Genomic DNA, 18,192 nt, shown 5'->3' on the forward strand with positions numbered 1-18,192 from the left:
CAGAGATAAAATATCTCTGGGCTTTTATAATACCTATTTTTTATGCGATTTTTTGATCAATAAACTGAAGTAAAAACAGTTCAAAAAGTAATTCTGGATCTTTTTGAGTAGACTTTAACTGCAAATCAAGATCCACTAGTCCCGTGTACCCCATCGTTAAGTCCTTCATTGAAAAGCGACGGCTAGTTTGCATAGCCAACTTAACTCGATATGGATGAACTTTCAACGTTCCAGCAATATCCCCTTGTGAAGATCCCTGGTTTTGTAAAATTTTAACCTGTAACAATAGTCGAAATTGGCTAACTAAAACTGCATTAATTCGTAAAGGCTGCTCTTGCTGCGTAATTAAGCTCTGATAAATATCAATCGCTTGTTTTGAATTCTTTTGTAAAACTGCATTACTCAAATCGAAAACATTTTGATCTAAGCTCTTCGAAACTAGCGCATTAACTGATTCGACCGTAATTTTACGTTCCTTTACATTATATAACATCAATTTAGGCAACTCATTCATCATTGTACTCAAATCGGAATCCGTTCGAAATAACAATTGATTCATGGCTTCCGAAGAAATTGTGTATTGCTTTTCTGCCAGACGTGTCGTAATTAACTGACTAACTTGACCTTGATTTAAATTACCAATTTGAGTGGTCAAAGCTTGCTTATTTAGCGTTTTTACAATTTTCTTTCGCCCATCCAGCTTTTCATAATTCGCAAGGAAAACTAAAACAGAAGTTTCCACTGGATGATCTAAATAAGTTTGTAAGCCATCGATATCATGATTTGGTCCACCTTTATGACGTTCTCCTGTTAAAAAATAAGGATTTCTAACAAAAATAACCCGTCGTTCTCCAAAAAAAGGGGCAGATGTGGCATCATTCAAAACAGCCCCTAGCGGAGTCACTTCCATATCATAATTACCAATATTCATCTCACGCTCTTCTTCAGGGACAAGCATCTGAAAGGCTTCTTGAATTTGCTGTTCCAAATAACTCTCCTTACCAAGGATGAGATAGATCGGATCAATCTTGTGTGCCGCTAATCTTTTTAAAAGTTCATTGTATTGGATCTTTTTCATAATTCCTCCGTACAAAACGCCAATTTGTAAACCCATGGGTCGTGAATCGATAAGTGATCATTCCCGCTTCAATCGTTGACAAAGATTGAATGTTCAATTTTTTCAAAGTTGTCAAAGTCTCCGGATTAGGATGACCATAATGATTATTTTTGCCCGCTGAGATAACTCCAATTTTAACATGAATTTGCTTCAAATAGTCTTCTGCAGAGGCAGTTTTACTTCCGTGATGCCCTAATTTAGCAATTGTTGCCTGTAAATTAGGATAAGTAGCGATAATGTCTTTTTCACCAGCTTGATCTAAATCACCACTAAAAATAAAAGTATCCGAACCAAGTTTTCCATATAAGGTTAGAGAATCATGGTTTTCACCTTTCCCAGGTAAAAATGGATGCACAATTTCTAAGGGTAAATCATTAATTTTTTGTCCGGCTAAAACTGGATACAACTTAGCGTTTTTCAAAAATGCCTGAACTTTTGATTGAAATCCGCGCGAATTTTCCATTCCGTTTGGGATTACCACTTGCCTAACTTTCATTTTTGAAAGTAACACACCAGCATCCCCGATATGATCAGCGTCCTGGTGAGACAAACAAAGCGTATCAACTTTGGCTATCCCCAAACTATGTAAATAATTCAAAACTGGTGGAATATGTTTTTTTGGTGATCGTTGTGCCCAATTTGGCTTTAAGAACCCAACCTTTCCGCCAGTATCAATGACCGTAACTGATCGATTAAACGGCGTTCGAATCAAAATACTATCACCTTGACCAACGTCCACAAACGTAACCTCGCCATGTAAGGGAAAATGAATCCAGATAAATCCTCCCAGATAGCAACTCGCTAAAGCAAAAACAAAACACTTTTTAAACCGCGGAAAAGCAATCCATCCTAATGAAACAAGTAATAAAATGGCCGTAAACTCCAGAGAAAGTTTTCCAAAAATTATTTGACCAGGTATCTGACTTAGCAAGGTAACAAAAGAATGAAATAGTTTTAACAATGGATTAAGAAAATCAGTCAACTGGGGCATGATCCAGTACGTTGCCGAACTTAAAATTACAAGTGGCATGACAAAATTTGAAAAGATTGGAATAATTAGAAAATTGGCAAATGAAGTTAATACATGCCATTGATACGTATGAAATAAAATAATGGGCAAACTGACAATGTTTAAACCCCAGGCTCGTTTAAAAGCTGAATAATTGCCAATAAAAATAAGTAAAAACGATAAAAGATAACTCAGCTGTCCACCCATACTTAAGATTACATACGGATCAAAGATAAGATTAATTAACAGCGTCACACTCCATACATTCAGCTGAATGCGTTGTCTGCCAAGCTTGGTGCCAAGCATCCCCAATTCTGCCATCATAATTGAACGAAACAAACTACCTGATCCACCACCAATAATTAGAAATGCCGGTAACAGGATCAGCAGCAAGAGATTCGTCGTTTCTTTTGTCACCCGAAGACGTAAGAAAAAACTTTTTAATAGCCAACAAAAATAAAATACATGGAGACCTGATAAACTAAACAAGTGCAGAAGTCCGAGGGTTGTGACTCCCTCCATTTCTTCTGAAAACTCGTCATCCTTAAAACCAATTAAGAGACTTAACGCATAGGTTTGCATTAATTTAGGTAGCCGTTGGCAGTACTTACGCATATTATTACGCCAAATATGCAACCAACTTACTAGCCAATTTAATGGATTAGAGCTCTTCACCCGTTGTCGGCTCAAAATGGTCGTTTTACCTAATAAATTAGTGATTCCTTTTGAAAAACAGTAGCTTCGGTAATTAAATTGATTCAAATTTCCTGGCTGATCAATTGTTTGTAGTTGCCCATGAACGGTCAATTGGACAGGACGATCAATTCTTTCAAGTTGATTTTTTTCTTCTTTTGATTTTAAATATCCAGAAACCTGTAAACGATGCTTATTCATGTCAACGCCAGTAAATTGGAAATAATCACCCTGACACTTGATTTCATCCGGCTGAACGACAACGATTCCTTGCCAGTCGGCTTGTTCAGACAAAGCTTGTCTAGTTAAATTTCGACTATGATTAATAAATAATAGCCCCATGACAATTCCCGCAAAACTAGCATAAATCATGATTTTTTTGCTGTGTAAACAAAAAATTCGGAAAAACCAATAACTTAGAAATATTAAAAAGAACCATAGATGAATCGTAATTATGGCATCGAGAAAGATTGCTAAAACAGCAATAAAAATCCATGGAAATGGTTCTTGATCAGTCTTGATTTAGAACCTTTTCCATTGAAATTGCGGCAATTTCTTCATCAGTAAATTTAACGTGTTGAACTTCAATGTGCATACGTTTTAAAAGGCTCATGGCATAGGGATCATTATGGTAATTACGTAAATAATGGATTTTCTTAATTCCTGCTTGCAAAATCATTTTTGTACACTGTAGACAAGGAAAATCAGTGACATAAATTTCGGCACCTTCAGTGGCTGCTCCAAATTTTGCACACTGCAAAATGGCATTCATTTCGGCATGGATGGTTCGAACACAATGACCATCAACCAAATAGCAGCCTTCATCAATGCAATGCGTATCACCAGCAACCGAACCATTGTAACCTCCAGCAATGATACGTTTATCCCGCACAATCGTTGCCCCTACAGAAAGCCGATTACAGGTACTTCTTAACGACAACAAAGCAGCCTGGGTCATAAAATATTGATCCCATGGAATTCTTTTATCACTCATAATGATTTTCTCCCTTTTTAAGCTAAAGTATCAAACAATCCCCATTATACCCTACACACTCAATTGCGACTTTAACGTCTCAAATATTTTATCACCAATGCCTTGCACTTCTTTTAATTCTTCAACACCTTTAAATTTACCGTGTGCTTCTCGATACTGAATAATTTGTTCTGCTTTCTTTTCACCAATTCCCGTTAACGATTGTAACTGTTCCTTAGTGGCACTGTTCAAGTTAACTGTGCCACCGCCAGATTCATTGCCGCTCCCAGAAGTTGATGCACTAGCGGCACTACTTCCACCATTTGTAGCACCACTAGTCGAATCACTGGGACTTTCTGTCTCAACTTCTGCATCAATCGTGCCAGTTGGTGCACCTTTAATTTCACCACGAATGGGCACATAGATTACCTGCTGATCGGTCAATCGTTGGGCTAAATTAATGTGTTTTCGATCCGCTGTTCTCTCCATTCCCCCAGCCAGATTAATGGCATCATCCACACGCATCGATGTTTTTACTTTAAAAATTCCCGGATGCTTAACTGCCCCCTTTACATCCACATATATCACTTGACTACCAGAGGGACTACTAGTTGTGCTGCTCACCGCCGTTGTTGTTCCAGTTTCTGAACTGCTACTAGCATTCGAAAAGATGCTCTGATCACTAACAGATCCTTGACTGCCACTAACTGCCATTGCATTCGAACTAGCTGGTGCTGATCTTTTCCCCAACAAAATAAATGCACCGATTGCAATCACGAAAACGCCCGCACCAATAATGATATATTTTTTATAATTTTCCCAAATTTCTTCAATCATGGTAACCATCCCTCCTCTTTAGAAAGATACGACAAAAAAAGAGATATTTTTTAATTCATTATCGTTTTATTGATAATTTTTAAAAATATCTCTTAGTAACCTTATTTAGTTATGTGTTTGCAAATACTTAACAGCATCTGAGAAATTCTGAACCGGCACCACTTTTAAATTTGGTGCCACTCTTTTGGCAGTTTTCTTCGCTAATTGATAATTGGTCAGATGATCTGGCTCATATTTTTCAATCAGTTTTGTTGGTTTGATATAAGGAGCAAAGAAAATCGTTGCTCCGGCCTTTTTTGCAGCCACAATCTTTTTATCAATGCCACCAATTTCGCCAACCATTCCATCTGTAGCAATTGTCCCGGTACCAGCAATGTTGCGGCCCTTACGCAAATTTTCTTGCGTTAGTTGACTATAGATTTGCAGGGTAAACATTAGACCAGCAGATGGACCTTCAACGCCATGTGAGTTAATAGAAACGGGAATTTTTGTTGTGACCTTGTTATTATCAGTCAGCCCAATCCCGATTCCCGGTTTACCAGTTGATAGCCTAATCAACTTTCCAGAAGTTGTCTTAGTTTTTCCATTATGCTGGTAAGTGATTGTTAACTTGCTTCCAACCTTTTGGCTACTAATTTTCTTCATGGCATCTTCAGCGCTAATCAAACGTTGACCATTTACTTTTGTGATCGTGTCACCGACTTTTAACGCTTTTTTAAACTGAGAATTTTTTTCAACCTCAAGCACATAAATCCCTTTAAAATGCACTTTAACCGCTTTATTTGCTTTTTTATAAGCCACATAAATTGCCTGGTTAACCGCACTCTTCATATAAAACGTCTGCACTTTATTGTATGTCGCATTATCTTGATTTCCCGTTACTTCACTAGCAGAGTCTACTTCATAATCAGGCATCAGTTTCGCATAAACATAGAGCGCTGGCGTTCCTTGTGCCATTGAAACAGTCGTCATCCGAAAGCTGCCTTTTTTAGTATCTTTTTGATGATTGACTCGCACATAAGGACTTAATTGATCGGCCGTTCCCGGTCCTTCAACATAGAAAGGCAAGGGTAAAAACAAAAGGATCAATAAAACGACGATTCCAACTAGGAAAGGCCAAGCTTTTTTAAAAAATTTGCGTATTTTCTGCAAATGACATCATCCCTACTTGAATTTAGCCTTTAATGGCTCACTCACATTTTTAGGCACAAACTGCGAAATATCGCCGCCCATTTTGGCAATCTCTTTAATGATACTTGAAGCCACATACGTATCTTGAGGCCGGGCCATCAAGAAAATCGTTTCTACTTGAGAATCTAGCTGATGATTCATTTCAGCAATTTGGCGTTCATAACGATAATCGGCTTCATCGCGTAATCCCCGAATAAGCGTCGTGGCGCCTAATTTTTTAAACAAATCAACCGTCAGTCCTTGCGTCGTGACCACCCGCACATTTTTTAACGGTGAAACTGCTTCTTCAATCAAATGAACTTTTTCTTCGGTACTGAACAAAGCAGTCTTCGTCGTATTAACACCCACAGCTACTACTAGTTCATCAAACAGATAACTGCCACGTTTGATGATGTCAAGATGACCATTTGTTAGAGGATCAAAACTCCCAGGAAAAACTGCAATTCTCATTTAATCACCTGTTTCATCGAATTGATAAATACTAATCTCCGTAATGCCATAGTCTTGACGCTTCCACAGGGTAAAGTTAGGAAGTGTCTCTGGCAATTTTGCAAATTGATCTGTTTCACAAACAATAATGGCCCCGGCATTTAACAAGTTTAAATTCACCATTTTCGCCATGTTTTGCGTGATTTTTTGTAACTTATAAGGCGGATCTAAAAATACTAGGTCAAACCGTTTTCCCTGATCTGCCAAGATATTTAGGGCAATTTTGGCATCTTGCCGGATAATTTTAAATTGATTTTCAGCCTTCGTCACCATCACACTTTGCTCAATTGTTTGAATGGCCTGCCGTTGCTTATCAACTAACACCGCTTGATTAATTCCCCGAGAAACGGCTTCAATACTCAAACCACCACTCCCCGCAAAAAGATCCAAAGAGGCCCCACCATCAAAATAAGGACCAATCATGTTAAAAATGGATTCCTTAACTTTATCCGTAGTCGGACGGGTTTTTACTCCTGGGACTGCCTTTAACCGCCGCCCCCCAAAATCTCCAGATACAACTCGCATTTATCTCACCTAATCTTCATTCGTTCTTTTATAATCGGTACTTTCATCATCATCATAATTCGTTCTTAATTCTGCCCGTGGTGAAATTTCCGCTTGTTTTACACTGGAAAGCTTGCCAATCGCTGTGCACGCTTGTTCAGCTTTATCCTTGTCTGTGTATAACACGGCATACTTCATGCTTTTTGATACATAATATACAATTCCAAATTTCTTTAACTGTTTTACTTGGCGCATATTGCCTAAGTTCACGATAATGCTTTCTCGTGGTTGAAGTTTGAATTCCATCAAATGGCCTCCTAAGCTACAATTTTTGTGGGGCAATCTCAATTAATAAGTCATTGGTATCGACAACGTCTCCAGCAGCCACATAGACATGCTTGATAACACAGTCAAACGGTGCTTGAATCGTCGTCTCCATTTTCATAGCCTCAGTAACCAATAAATTGGTACCCTTACTAATTTTATCACCAGCCGCCACACTTACATTCAAGACTGATCCACTCATTGTCGCACCAATCTCATTTGCGTTTGTGGGTTCGGCTTTGCGTTTACTCATTACCGGATCATGCACGCTCAAATCACGAACAATAATATCTTGTTTGCGTCCATTTACTTCAAAATACAAGGTTCGGCGTCCCTGTTCATCAACCTCACCAAGCTGATCCAATTTAATAATTAAATGAACCCCGTGGCGAATTTCCACATCAACTGTCTCACCACGACGAATGCCTTGGAAAAAGGTTGCCGTATCCAATTTAGTTACCGGTCCTGAGGTTTTTTCGAATTTATCGAAGTCCTCGAACACCTTAGGGTAAAGAATGGCACTAATTACTTCTTCTGGAGCAGTATCACGTTTTAATTTTTTATCTAGATCTTTCTTAAAGGCATCGAAATCAACTGGTTTAGCCAAACTGCCCGGCCGAACGGTAATTGCAGGATGATTCTTCAAAACCAATTTTTGCAATTGCTTGGGAAAGCCATTTACTGGTTGCCCAAGGTTGCCCGCAAAGAAATCAACTACAGATTGAGGAAAATCAAGATGATCCCCTTGCTTCAAAACTGCATCTGGAGTCAACTTATTTTCAACCATGAACAAAGCCATGTCGCCAACCACTTTGGAACTTGGTGTCACTTTGATGATGTCGCCAAATAGTTGGTTAACTTGCCGGTAAGCGTGTTTGACATCTTCAAAACGACCCTTTAGGCCAAGAGCTTGAGCCTGTTGCTGGAGATTAGAGTATTGGCCTCCTGGCATTTGGGTTTGATAAATATCCGTTTGGGATCCCGTCATGCCATTTTCAAAATCTTGGTAAAATGGTCGGATGCCTTTCCAGTAACGATTAATTTCTTCTACATTTTTGCTGTTGATTGTGGGTTGGCGTTTTGTCCCAGCCATCGCGTAATACAAACTACTCATGCTAGGTTGACTGGTTGTTCCTGACATACTGCTTGCAGCCACGTCCACAATATCGACTCCTGCTTTAGCAGCACTTAAATAAGTGGCGATCCCGTTGCCGGTTGTATCGTGAGTATGCAAATGAATTGGAATCATGAGCTTTTCTTTTAATGTACTGATTAATTGATAAGCCGCTTCAGGTTTTAAAACTCCTGCCATATCTTTGATGGCAAGAATTTGAGCACCAGCCTGCTCTAATTCCTTTGCTAAATCGGTATAGTACTTCAAAGTGTACGTTTTTTGATGGCTGTCTAAAATATCACCGGTATAACACATGGTGGCCTCAGCTACTTTGCCAGTGTCACGCACAGCTTGAATACTGGTTTCCAACTGAGGAACCCAATTTAAACTGTCAAAAATCCGAAAAACATCAATCCCATTTTTAGCTGCTAACTTAATAAATTCCTGAATAACGTTATCCGGATAATTCTGATACCCTACGGCGTTACTGCCCCGAAAGAGCATCTGCAACATAGTGTGAGGCATCCGTTTTCTTAATTCACGAAGCCGCACCCACGGATCTTCATGTAAAAATCTGTAGGCCACGTCAAACGTCGCCCCACCCCATGCTTCAGCAGAAAACAATTGGGGAATTCCACGGTCAATCTGATTAGCAATTGGTAACATATCATGGGTTCGCATGCGGGTTGCAAACAAACTTTGATGTGCATCACGGAGCGTCGTATCTGTGAGCAACAACTGATCTTGCTTGGCAATCCAAGTTTGTAAGCCACTCACGCCCTGAGCATCCAAAATGTCTTTGCTAGTTTCCACTTTCTGAGGTTCTAACTGAAGTTTTTCTATGGCTTCTGGATAATACTTCTTTTCATGTTGTGGGATCCCGTCCGTTCCATTCACCGTTATATTACTGATGTATGTAAGTAATTTATTGGTCGGATTTGCATCACTAGGCACATCAAAAAGTGATGGATTTTCGTCAATAAAGGTGGTTGTTGCCTCACCTGACTGAAAAACAGGATGAGCAATAACATTTTTCAAGAAACCAATGTTGGTGTGAACACCGCTAATCATAAACTCGTTCAACACCCGCAACATTTTTTGGGCTGTATTTTTAAAATTACTATCATGGACACAAACTTTTACCAATAAGGAATCAAAAAATGGCGTAATCACCGCGCCACTATAGGCGTTTCCAACATCTAGCCGTACCCCGTTTCCACCTGGAGAACGATAAGTTTCAATTGTTCCCGTATCAGGCATAAATTTTTTGGTCGGATCTTCAGTTGTGATTCGACATTGAATGGCCGCCCCTTGATAGGTTAAATCCTTTTGTTGTGGAAAATGAAGATCGGTAAACAGATTTTTACCCTGGGCAATCAAAATTTGGGACTGCACAATGTCTCGATCGGTAATCAATTCCGTAACGGTATGTTCTACTTGAACCCGCGGATTGACCTCCACAAAGTAAAACTGATCCTTTTCTACTAAAAATTCAACCGTCGCCGCATTCACGTAATGAACTGATTGCATCAAACGAACCGCAGCATCACAAATGCGTTTACGTAAAGCTAACGGGAGTGTCACACTAGGTGCAATTTCCACGACCTTTTGGTTCCGACGTTGCACGGAACAGTCTCGTTCAAACAAATGTAAAACGTTGCCGAATTGATCAGCTAAGATCTGTACTTCAATGTGTTTTGGTGATTGTAAATACTTCTCTAAATACATTTCATCGCTACCAAATGACTGCATGGCTTCACTTTTAGCCCGTTCATAGCTTTCTTTAAGCTCGGAAGCCTTGTGCACAATTCGCATGCCCCGACCGCCACCACCTAATGCGGCTTTCAGCATAATAGGATAGCCATGTTTGTCAGCAAAAGCCTTTACCTGCGCAAAACTTGTTACAGGATCTTTTGTTCCCGGAATCGTGGTGATTCCAGCTTTTTCAGCAACTGCTTTTGCCTCTAATTTATCGCCAAACATATGTAAATGAGCCACTTTTGGCCCAATGAAAGTTAATCCTTCTTCTTCACAGCGACGCGCAAATTCTTCATTCTCTGACAAGAATCCATAGCCAGGATGAATGGCGTCCACATTGTTTTCTTTAGCAATTCGAATAATATCTTCAATATCTAAATAAGCTTCAACAGGCTTTTTACCTGCACCGACAAGGTAGGCTTCATCTGCTTTAAATCGATGGACAGAAAGCTCATCTTCCTTAGCAAAAATTGCGACCGTCTTCAGTGACAATTCCTTACAAGCTCGAAAAATTCGGGTGGCAATTTCACCCCGGTTAGCTACTAAAACTTTTTTCATGAATACCCCTCCAAATTAATTGTCTTTAATTAATTGTAAAGTTGCTGCCCGTTCTTTTTGGACATTAGCACTAACATTTAAGATAATGCCCATCGCCACCGACAGTACTAACATACTTGAACCACCATAACTGATGAACGGAAATGTAACTCCGGTAATTGGCAGAATTCCAGTAACACCACCAATATTAAAGAATGTCTGAACGGTTAAATAGGTCGCAATTCCATAACAAACAAGTGTTTCATACATCTTTTGTGCATGAATACCTAACCAAATTGTCCGACCAACAATCACTAGTAATAGGATTAAGATCAAACTTACCGTAACCAACCCCAGCTCTTCGGACACAACTGCCATAATAAAATCAGTATTAGCTTCTGGTAGATATCCTTTTTTTTGAATACTGTTACCAAGGCCAACGCCAAAAACACCACCGTTACCGATCGCATAGTACGAATTGACCAGTTGATTTCCGGCCCCTTTAGCTAGTTCAAAAGGATGGGCAAATCCAACAATCCGTTGAAGCATATAGTTTTTGGTATTCACATTAATTCGTGACAACAACGGTAAAATCACAAACATGAACCCGGAAACCCCGATCAAAATTGCACCAATTCCCTTCCGATAATCAATCCCACTCGCAAAGAAAATAATTAAGGCAATCGCAAAGTTAATCGTTGCGCCACCCAAATCGTGTTGCATGAAAATGGCCCCAACAAAAATTAGAACCATAAGCAAAGGTGCTCGGTAATATTTTTTTGGATCTTCGGTTAGCCGGTCATTATGTTTAGACAGCATATCGGCCAAATATAACGTTAAAAATAGCTTTGAAACTTCGGCCGGTTGGATGTTAATCGGCCCAAACTCAATCCAACCTTTGGCACCATTGATCTCGGTCCCAAAAAAGATCAAATATATAAACGAAAAGATCATGACTCCCGCAAATATCTTAAGAAACGTCGAACTTCGTAACTTACTTAGTTTTAGGCTAAACACAATTCCAGCTATTAACAGGCCCACCATGACATAAGCCATCTGGCGAAATAAATAACTTGTCGCTCGAATACCATTAATAATATAGTAATCAGCACTTGAAGAGTACACCATGATAATTCCAAATACGCATAAGATGATGTACGGAACTAAAATAAAATAATCTAAATTTTTAAACTTCTTCATTAAAGAGAACCCACCTTGATTGTAAAAAAATGACAGTGCTAACTCTGCATATTATAGCATACGTAACCGCTGGCAAAAATTAAGAAAATGTACTGATTGCCATAAATTAATGCTCTGTTTTAAAAAAATCTCTACCGCAAGTAATTGCTAAATGGCAAAAAAATAGATGCTGTCATTTCTGACCGCACCTACAAAAATTTATTTTACAATTTTTTATTCATCATCATGTTTCCGACGTTTAATTCCAAATAATGCCATGGATCCGCCTAAGAGTACCATTCCAATTAATGAAGCCACATTTTCATGTTGTTCATCAGTTTGTGGCAACGTTCCAGCTTTATTCGCTGTAACGTTCTTCTTTGCCTCACCTTTAACATTCGAATTCTGCAAAGCTTCTAGTTTTACCTTTGAACCTGTAGAATTCTTAACATTGTTTTGAACTGTTTCGTTTCCAGAACCGTTTGAATTGCCAGTACCAGAATTAGAACCTGTTCCAGGTGTGATTCCACTATTACCCGGATTAGATGGTTTATGGTTATTACCACCATTACCTGGGTTAGAAGGATTACCAGGATTATTATTTCCACCGTTTCCAGGGTTCGATGGGTTACCTGGGTTGTTTCCACCATTTCCTGGATTAGAAGGATTACCCCCTTCACCGGTCTTCTTGTATTGAACAACTACTAAGCTATTCTCTGGCTTACTCATTGTCGCCGTTGGAATCAGCTCTGACACATCACCACTGTTGGTATAACCAGTCAAAGTTGGTGTGCTAACCGCGTCATAAACTCCTTGTGGTGTATATGAAACCTCACCAGTTGTCTTATTTGTAACTACTTTATAAACAACCTTCTCCACAACATCCTTTGGCGTTTGACTTCCAGCACCTTCATAATGAACCGTTCGGGTAATAGTAATTTCACTGTACGCAATATCATTAATCGGTGTGTAAGTAACTGTCACAGTTGAGTCAATTGGCTTGGTAGTTGAAGTTACAGGTGTGACACCACTAACATTACCACTGTTTGTAAAACCAGCAATTGTTGGTGTCTTAACAGCTGCATAAGATCCTTGTGGTGTGTAAACAGACTCGCCAGTTGCTTTGCTGGTAGCTACATCATAGGTAATTGTCTGGATTATATTGCCAGGCGTTCTCTTGCCAGCACCAGTATAATGTACTGTTCGGTTCACAGTAACTTCACTATGAGTCACAACATCGTTGATTGTGTAAGTTCCGCTTATAAAGCTGTCGTCATTAAATTTGTAATTTGGATTAGCCGCAGCAACTTTAGCTTTACCACTGTCGTTCAAACTAATTTGATAGTCACCAACATCTGATGGAACACCTTTGACTACTTCACCAGTTGCTTTATTGATAAAGACAAAGTCATTATTAGTCGAATTACCAGGGTTCTTGAGATCTGAACCAACCGTAATATTAAACTTAGGTGCACTGTCTCCATAAGATGAAGAAGCATCATTAACCTTAACTGTGGTATCAGCATCACCAGGGGTAGTGTCTTTCGCTGAAATAGTATAAGTTCCAGCAATAAAGTCATCTGCACTGAAGATATAACCTGGATTAGCATTCTTGATCTTTTGTTGCCCTGCCGCATTAATGCTAATGACATAGTCACCAACATTCGTTGGAATACCAGTAATTGCCTTACCATTTTGGTCTGTAAAGCTAAAGTCTGAATTTGTTAGACCAGCGTCTTTAACTTTGTTTCCATATTTAGCAGTAAAGAATCCTTCTGCAATTTGATCACCATAGTTGCTATTAGCATCATTAGCAGTAACCTTCGTATTTGCATCTGCTGGATCAGTTGGTGCCTGTGTAATCATGAAGCGACCGGCAGTTGGCACAATCACATAGTTGGCGTTGTTGCCCACCGTAATCGTTTCAAAGTAACTACCAACATCTTCACCGGCCTGACGGCCAACCGTGTAATCCAAGTCAGTATCAGTTCCGACCAATTGCGTCTTGTCATAACTGGATCTTAACGTTGGATCCTTGGTCCCATAGACCTTGCTATCACTGCCTGCGGTTACGTCAATTTGCTTTGGCTTAACCGTAATGGTTCCAGCTGTGACTGAATCAATCTTGTAGTTACCATTAACGTTATTCAGTTTATCAATACCCGATTGATTTAGAACGACCGCGTAATTGCCAGCGGCTAAATACTTGCCATCGTTGGTGTATTTCGGATTCGTAATGGTGTAGTCGTCATTAGTTAAACCGGCACCATCCGTAGTCAGATCCTTACCAACCGTGATACTGAACGTTGGTTCATCATCACCATAGGTGATCGTCTTGCTATCCGTCGTAACGGATGCATTTTCATTACCCGTGGTGGATGCTGGCGTAATCGTGAAGCGACCGGCAGTTGGCACAATCACATAGTTGGCGTTGTTGCCCACCGTAATCGTTTCAAAGTAACTACCAACATCTTCGCCAGTCTGACGACTGACTGTGTAATCTAAGTCAGTATCAGTTCCGACTAATTGGGTCTTGTCATAACTTGAACTTAACGTTGGATCCTTAGTCCCATAGACCTTGCTATCACTGCCTGCGGTTACGTCAATTTGCTTTGGCTTAACCGTAATGGTTCCAGCTGTGACTGAATCAATCTTGTAGTTACCATTAACGTTATTCAGTTTATCAATACCCGATTGATTTAGAACGACCGCGTAATTGCCAGCGGCTAAATACTTGCCATCGTTGGTGTATTTCGGATTCGTAATGGTGTAGTCGTCATTAGTTAAACCGGCACCATCCGTAGTCAGATCCTTACCAACCGTGATACTGAACGTTGGTTCATCATCACCATAGGTGATCGTCTTGCTATCCGTCGTAACGGATGCATCTTCATTGCCCGTGGTGGATGCTGGCGTAATGGTTAATTGAGCGGTATCAGTCGCCGTAATATTGTAATTGGCATTCACCGCATCACCTGCAGTCAACGCAATCCCGACTGTCTGTGATCCAGCTTCAGTTCTACTATTATTCGTCAGACTATAACCTAATTGTTCATCGCCGACGGCGCCAGTAATGTTGACTTTACCGTCTGGAATAGAATGACTTGCGCCATCATAATCAAAGGCATCATCATCTACCGTAATTGTCGCGTTGGCTTTATCAATTGTAACCGACCCACTTGTCACATTGTCATTTGTCAACGTATAATTTTTAACAGCATTTTGAACAGTAGCTAAACCAGCAGCAGTTAAACTATAATCATAAGTTGCTGCATCCATACCATCCGTAGCAAACGTGACATCATTGCTGGTCAATGCAACCATAACTGTTGAACCACCGTCATCTCCAGTTCCAGCTGTAACTGAAACAGTAGCAAATAAACCAGTTTCAGCACTCGCGTTAGTACCATCGTAAGCGAAACTTGGTGTGCTTAACGTCGCCGTTGCGTTGGCCGCCGCAATTGTGTAGGTGCCTAAATACACGGGCGTAATTGCAAAATTTTTGGCAGCTGCCAACTTAGCTAAACCTGCATCACTAAATTCAATTTTGTAAATTCCCACATCTGTAGGATTAGCAACTGTTTTCCCATTCAGTGAATATGTGAAATCAGCGGATGTCCAAGCGGGTATCTGATCAAGTAGATTGGTACCTTCATTAGGTGTTAACGTGCCGCCGTCAGTTCGTGCAAAAACAACGCTCGGTACGTAGTCGGAAATAGCCGTGCCATCATAAACTTTTGTCGCTGTACCGCCTGACGTAACGGTTGCGGTGACTGGTGCGGCAGTAATTGTGTAATCACCTGAGTTAACGCTCAAAAAATCATACTGCGGGTTCGCCGCCTTAAAAAGTGCCAGGTTTTTCCCTGTAACATTAACAACACCAGGGTACTTCCCAACATCAGCCGATTTATAATAGATAGCATCGTTTTCTATGTCAGACGCATCTATATTGCTAACCAATACATTACCCTTTGAATCAGTAAGTACAAACGTTAAATTTTTATAATCATCCTGTTCACTAGTAGCACCATTATCTTGACCATCAAGACCATCATAAACCCGGGTACCCGAAACACTTGCCGTTACATTAGTTTTGTAGGTTAGCGTAATCGAAGTAACTGGATTACCACTGGCATCCGTTGCGATGACGTTACCATCTGCATCAAGTATAAATGAAACTTTTGTCGCAGGAACATTGACTGCATCAGTGGCGCCCAACGTGTAACCGTCAATGGCGACAGCAGTAGTTGCATTTGTCGTCAAATTATCTACATCACCATAATTGCCTGTAAACGTAGTGGTACCTGTTTTAATTGGGTTACCAAAATAATCTACGTAATTAACCGTGATTGATGCCTGATTAGCAACGTAGGTCACAACATCTGTTTCATCAGCTGCACCAGCTGCTACTGCCGGAATTGTTGTCATTGCAGCCGCAGTTGCCCCGTTTATGCTGACCATTGATGTATAGCCAGGTATCTGAGTAACATTTACTGCGTCATACCCTTTAGCAGTTTCTTTGGTTGCATCAATAGTTGATGCTTCTGTGGCCTGCTGGGTTTGAGTTGAAAAATTGCCAGTTGCACCAGTAGGTACATTATCATAGCTAACCGTTTGAGTCCCAGCGTTTTTTAAATAAGTAACCGTAATCTCATTAGTAGCGCTCGTATCAATATTGGTATTAACAACCGTCACAGGATCAGTAGCCGCACCAAATGTATAACCATCTATTGCCTTTGCCTGATAAATACCAGAAGTAGCTGTATTACTATCTAAAGTATTAGCACCTGCTCCAAAAGTAGAACCAACGTTAACGGTAATGGTATTGTCAGTTGAAATTGGAGCACCACTTTGATCTACGTAATGAACCACAACCGGCATTGTCACACGAGTTCCTGTAAATGCCGTAACTGTAGCCGTTTGTGTGCCTGCTGTACCACCAGTTGCACCAAATGCAGCCAATGACACTGCCCGACTTAACGTAGTAACAACGTTTCCAGTAGATTGAACACTTGTTGTATGAGCTGCATCCAAATAAGATGTGTAGTTCAACGTTCCCGTCACAGTACCCGTTGTTTCATCAACACTTGTAGGTGTCCAAGTCAATACATAATATTCGCCCTTCGTCACAGCAGCCGTCTGATTTGCACCCGGTGTAACATTAGCTAGCGGTGTCAATACCATATTTCCATTGGCGTCCGTTTGGCGAATTGTAAGATGATTCCAAGTCGTATCATTTTTGGAACTATCAACATAGAAATCACGACCAACAAAAGTTGTGCTCTTTAGTCCATCAATTCCTACATCAGCTGTCGTATTCGAGTTATTACCAGCATTTTGCGGGTCAACCGGCTGAATAATGATGCCTAATCCACCACCAGTGCCATTATAAGCAGTACTTGAATAACTACCAGTAAGCGTAAACTTTTGCGAGGTATCCACTTGGTTATCAAAAACATAAGAACCATTTTGTTCTTTGCCATTCGTCAGTGTAATTGTACCAGGAGTACTCGTTATAGCGGCTGCACCAGTAGTCTCAAATGAATCTGGAATATCATCTGCAGTCAGATTACTAGTAGCTGCATTCGCACCAGCGGGATTTGTGCCATCTAGACTACCTGTATTAACTGGATCAACCGCTTTTTCAGTTGCTGAGGGTGCTACTGCATCCGTAACCATTAACTGACGCAGTTCTATATGATGGAACAGCTTCTTTTGTAACAACATCGCTTGCCTTTGAACTTGTTGTTTCTGCTGAACTATTCTTACTTGAGGTGGCAACTGAACTGGTTACATTCGACGATTTGTTCTGATCGGATACAACACTAGAACTAGCAGCACTTGATCCATTTGAAGAAGTTGCTGAGCTTGTTGCAGAGGAACCTGTTTTCTGTGCTGTACTGCTTGACGCTAAAGCAGTTCTATCTGTTGAAGTAGCTGCCGAGCTTGCATTAGAACTCGACTTATCATTTGAACTACTTGTTACTGCATCAGTCTCACTACTCTTTGTTCCATCACTTGCAGCAGACTCACTCCCAGAACTTTCGGACGAAGAACTGCTGCTTGCAACTTCCGTTATCGGTGTTTTCGAGCTAGTATCTGCCTCAGTGGCAGCATATGCTGTCGGATGGCCAAAGAAAACGCCCGTTCCGAAAAACAAAACAGTTATGCCGGCAAACAGCCAACTTTTTCGCACTTTATACATCTTAAAATGTTCCTTAGCCTGTCCCGTATCCTGTAATAATTTCAAACGTTTCAATTTTCTTTGACGATTATTCATAACACACATCTCCCTATTTGTAAGGAATACTAAAATATCCCAAATGTAACTAATCTCATTATATCACCATTAAAATCAAAGTAGTCTAAAACGTTCTAAAGATTTTTTGTAAATATTCATATTTTAACCAAAAACCTAATCAAAACCGATTTATTACTCGTCAAAGAACTTTTTTATTTGAATTGAA

12 protein-coding genes are annotated in these 18,192 nt (G+C 40.1%); all 12 read right to left on the reverse strand.

The genetic code is table 11. From position 1 onward, the window contains the following. Positions 1 to 40 precede the first annotated feature (40 nt). The 12 genes from holA to ADU73_RS00495 all read right to left on the reverse strand — a co-directional run bounded on the left by holA (position 41) and on the right by ADU73_RS00495 (position 18,005). Entirely contained in the window at positions 41 to 1,078 is a 1,038-nt protein-coding gene (gene holA / locus ADU73_RS00440) for a DNA polymerase III subunit delta (protein WP_100077775.1), read from the reverse strand. Beyond that, positions 1,056 to 3,341, reverse strand: coding sequence for a DNA internalization-related competence protein ComEC/Rec2 (locus ADU73_RS00445; protein ID WP_081113844.1), 2,286 nt, complete (start codon positions 3,339 to 3,341; stop codon positions 1,056 to 1,058). Before ADU73_RS00445 ends, holA begins: the two co-directional genes overlap by 23 nt. Then, complete coding sequence (locus ADU73_RS00450; RefSeq protein WP_046872197.1) at positions 3,331 to 3,813, reverse strand: ComE operon protein 2; 483 nt, start codon at positions 3,811 to 3,813, stop codon at positions 3,331 to 3,333. Before ADU73_RS00450 ends, ADU73_RS00445 begins: the two co-directional genes overlap by 11 nt. Before the next feature lie 51 nt (positions 3,814 to 3,864). Beyond that, positions 3,865 to 4,629, reverse strand: coding sequence for a helix-hairpin-helix domain-containing protein (locus ADU73_RS00455; protein ID WP_046872196.1), 765 nt, complete (start codon positions 4,627 to 4,629; stop codon positions 3,865 to 3,867). 105 nt (positions 4,630 to 4,734) lie between these two features. Further along, a complete protein-coding gene (locus tag ADU73_RS00460; RefSeq protein ID WP_046872195.1) occupies positions 4,735 to 5,781 on the reverse strand; it encodes a SepM family pheromone-processing serine protease in 1,047 nt (348 codons plus the stop codon). A gap of 12 nt (positions 5,782 to 5,793) precedes the next feature. Beyond that, positions 5,794 to 6,270 carry a pantetheine-phosphate adenylyltransferase gene (gene coaD / locus ADU73_RS00465; protein WP_046872194.1) on the reverse strand — a complete coding sequence of 159 codons (477 nt, stop codon included), beginning with the start codon at positions 6,268 to 6,270 and terminating at the stop codon, positions 5,794 to 5,796. Next, the gene (gene rsmD / locus ADU73_RS00470; RefSeq protein ID WP_062913068.1) at positions 6,271 to 6,834 is read right to left on the reverse strand and encodes a 16S rRNA (guanine(966)-N(2))-methyltransferase RsmD; all 564 of its coding nucleotides are present in this window, start codon (positions 6,832 to 6,834) and stop codon (positions 6,271 to 6,273) included. A gap of 9 nt (positions 6,835 to 6,843) precedes the next feature. After that, positions 6,844 to 7,119: a DUF2129 domain-containing protein gene (locus ADU73_RS00475; RefSeq protein ID WP_046872193.1), complete on the reverse strand. Its 276-nt coding sequence runs from the start codon at positions 7,117 to 7,119 to the stop codon at positions 6,844 to 6,846. A gap of 16 nt (positions 7,120 to 7,135) precedes the next feature. Further along, the gene (locus ADU73_RS00480) at positions 7,136 to 10,567 is read right to left on the reverse strand and encodes a pyruvate carboxylase (RefSeq protein WP_062903751.1); all 3,432 of its coding nucleotides are present in this window, start codon (positions 10,565 to 10,567) and stop codon (positions 7,136 to 7,138) included. Between the two features lie 15 nt (positions 10,568 to 10,582). After that, positions 10,583 to 11,746 carry an FtsW/RodA/SpoVE family cell cycle protein gene (locus tag ADU73_RS00485; RefSeq protein WP_046872191.1) on the reverse strand — a complete coding sequence of 388 codons (1,164 nt, stop codon included), beginning with the start codon at positions 11,744 to 11,746 and terminating at the stop codon, positions 10,583 to 10,585. 213 nt (positions 11,747 to 11,959) lie between these two features. Beyond that, complete coding sequence (locus tag ADU73_RS00490; protein WP_062913069.1) at positions 11,960 to 17,404, reverse strand: MBG domain-containing protein; 5,445 nt, start codon at positions 17,402 to 17,404, stop codon at positions 11,960 to 11,962. After that, on the reverse strand, positions 17,370 to 18,005 hold the full coding sequence (locus tag ADU73_RS00495) for a KxYKxGKxW signal peptide domain-containing protein (protein ID WP_062913070.1): 636 nt from the start codon (positions 18,003 to 18,005) through the stop codon (positions 17,370 to 17,372). Before ADU73_RS00495 ends, ADU73_RS00490 begins: the two co-directional genes overlap by 35 nt. Positions 18,006 to 18,192 lie beyond the last annotated feature (187 nt).

Origin of the sequence: Pediococcus damnosus, assembly GCF_001611155.1 — a bacterium.
In the GTDB taxonomy this organism is placed as follows: Bacteria; Bacillota; Bacilli; order Lactobacillales; family Lactobacillaceae; genus Pediococcus; species Pediococcus damnosus.

Excerpts from the sequence above, each read along its gene's own strand:
- holA (WP_100077775.1), bottom strand. The coding sequence starts at position 1,078 with ATGAAAAAGATCCAATACAATGAACTTTTAAAAAGATTAGCGGCACAC.
- ADU73_RS00450 (WP_046872197.1), bottom strand. The coding sequence starts at position 3,813 with ATGAGTGATAAAAGAATTCCATGGGATCAATATTTTATGACCCAGGCT.
- ADU73_RS00455 (WP_046872196.1), bottom strand. The coding sequence starts at position 4,629 with ATGATTGAAGAAATTTGGGAAAATTATAAAAAATATATCATTATTGGT.
- coaD (WP_046872194.1), bottom strand. The coding sequence starts at position 6,270 with ATGAGAATTGCAGTTTTTCCTGGGAGTTTTGATCCTCTAACAAATGGT.
- rsmD (WP_062913068.1), bottom strand. The coding sequence starts at position 6,834 with ATGCGAGTTGTATCTGGAGATTTTGGGGGGCGGCGGTTAAAGGCAGTC.
- ADU73_RS00475 (WP_046872193.1), bottom strand. The coding sequence starts at position 7,119 with ATGGAATTCAAACTTCAACCACGAGAAAGCATTATCGTGAACTTAGGC.
- ADU73_RS00480 (WP_062903751.1), bottom strand. The coding sequence starts at position 10,567 with ATGAAAAAAGTTTTAGTAGCTAACCGGGGTGAAATTGCCACCCGAATT.
- ADU73_RS00485 (WP_046872191.1), bottom strand. The coding sequence starts at position 11,746 with ATGAAGAAGTTTAAAAATTTAGATTATTTTATTTTAGTTCCGTACATC.
- ADU73_RS00490 (WP_062913069.1), bottom strand. The coding sequence starts at position 17,404 with ATGGTTACGGATGCAGTAGCACCCTCAGCAACTGAAAAAGCGGTTGAT.
- ADU73_RS00495 (WP_062913070.1), bottom strand. The coding sequence starts at position 18,005 with ATGAATAATCGTCAAAGAAAATTGAAACGTTTGAAATTATTACAGGAT.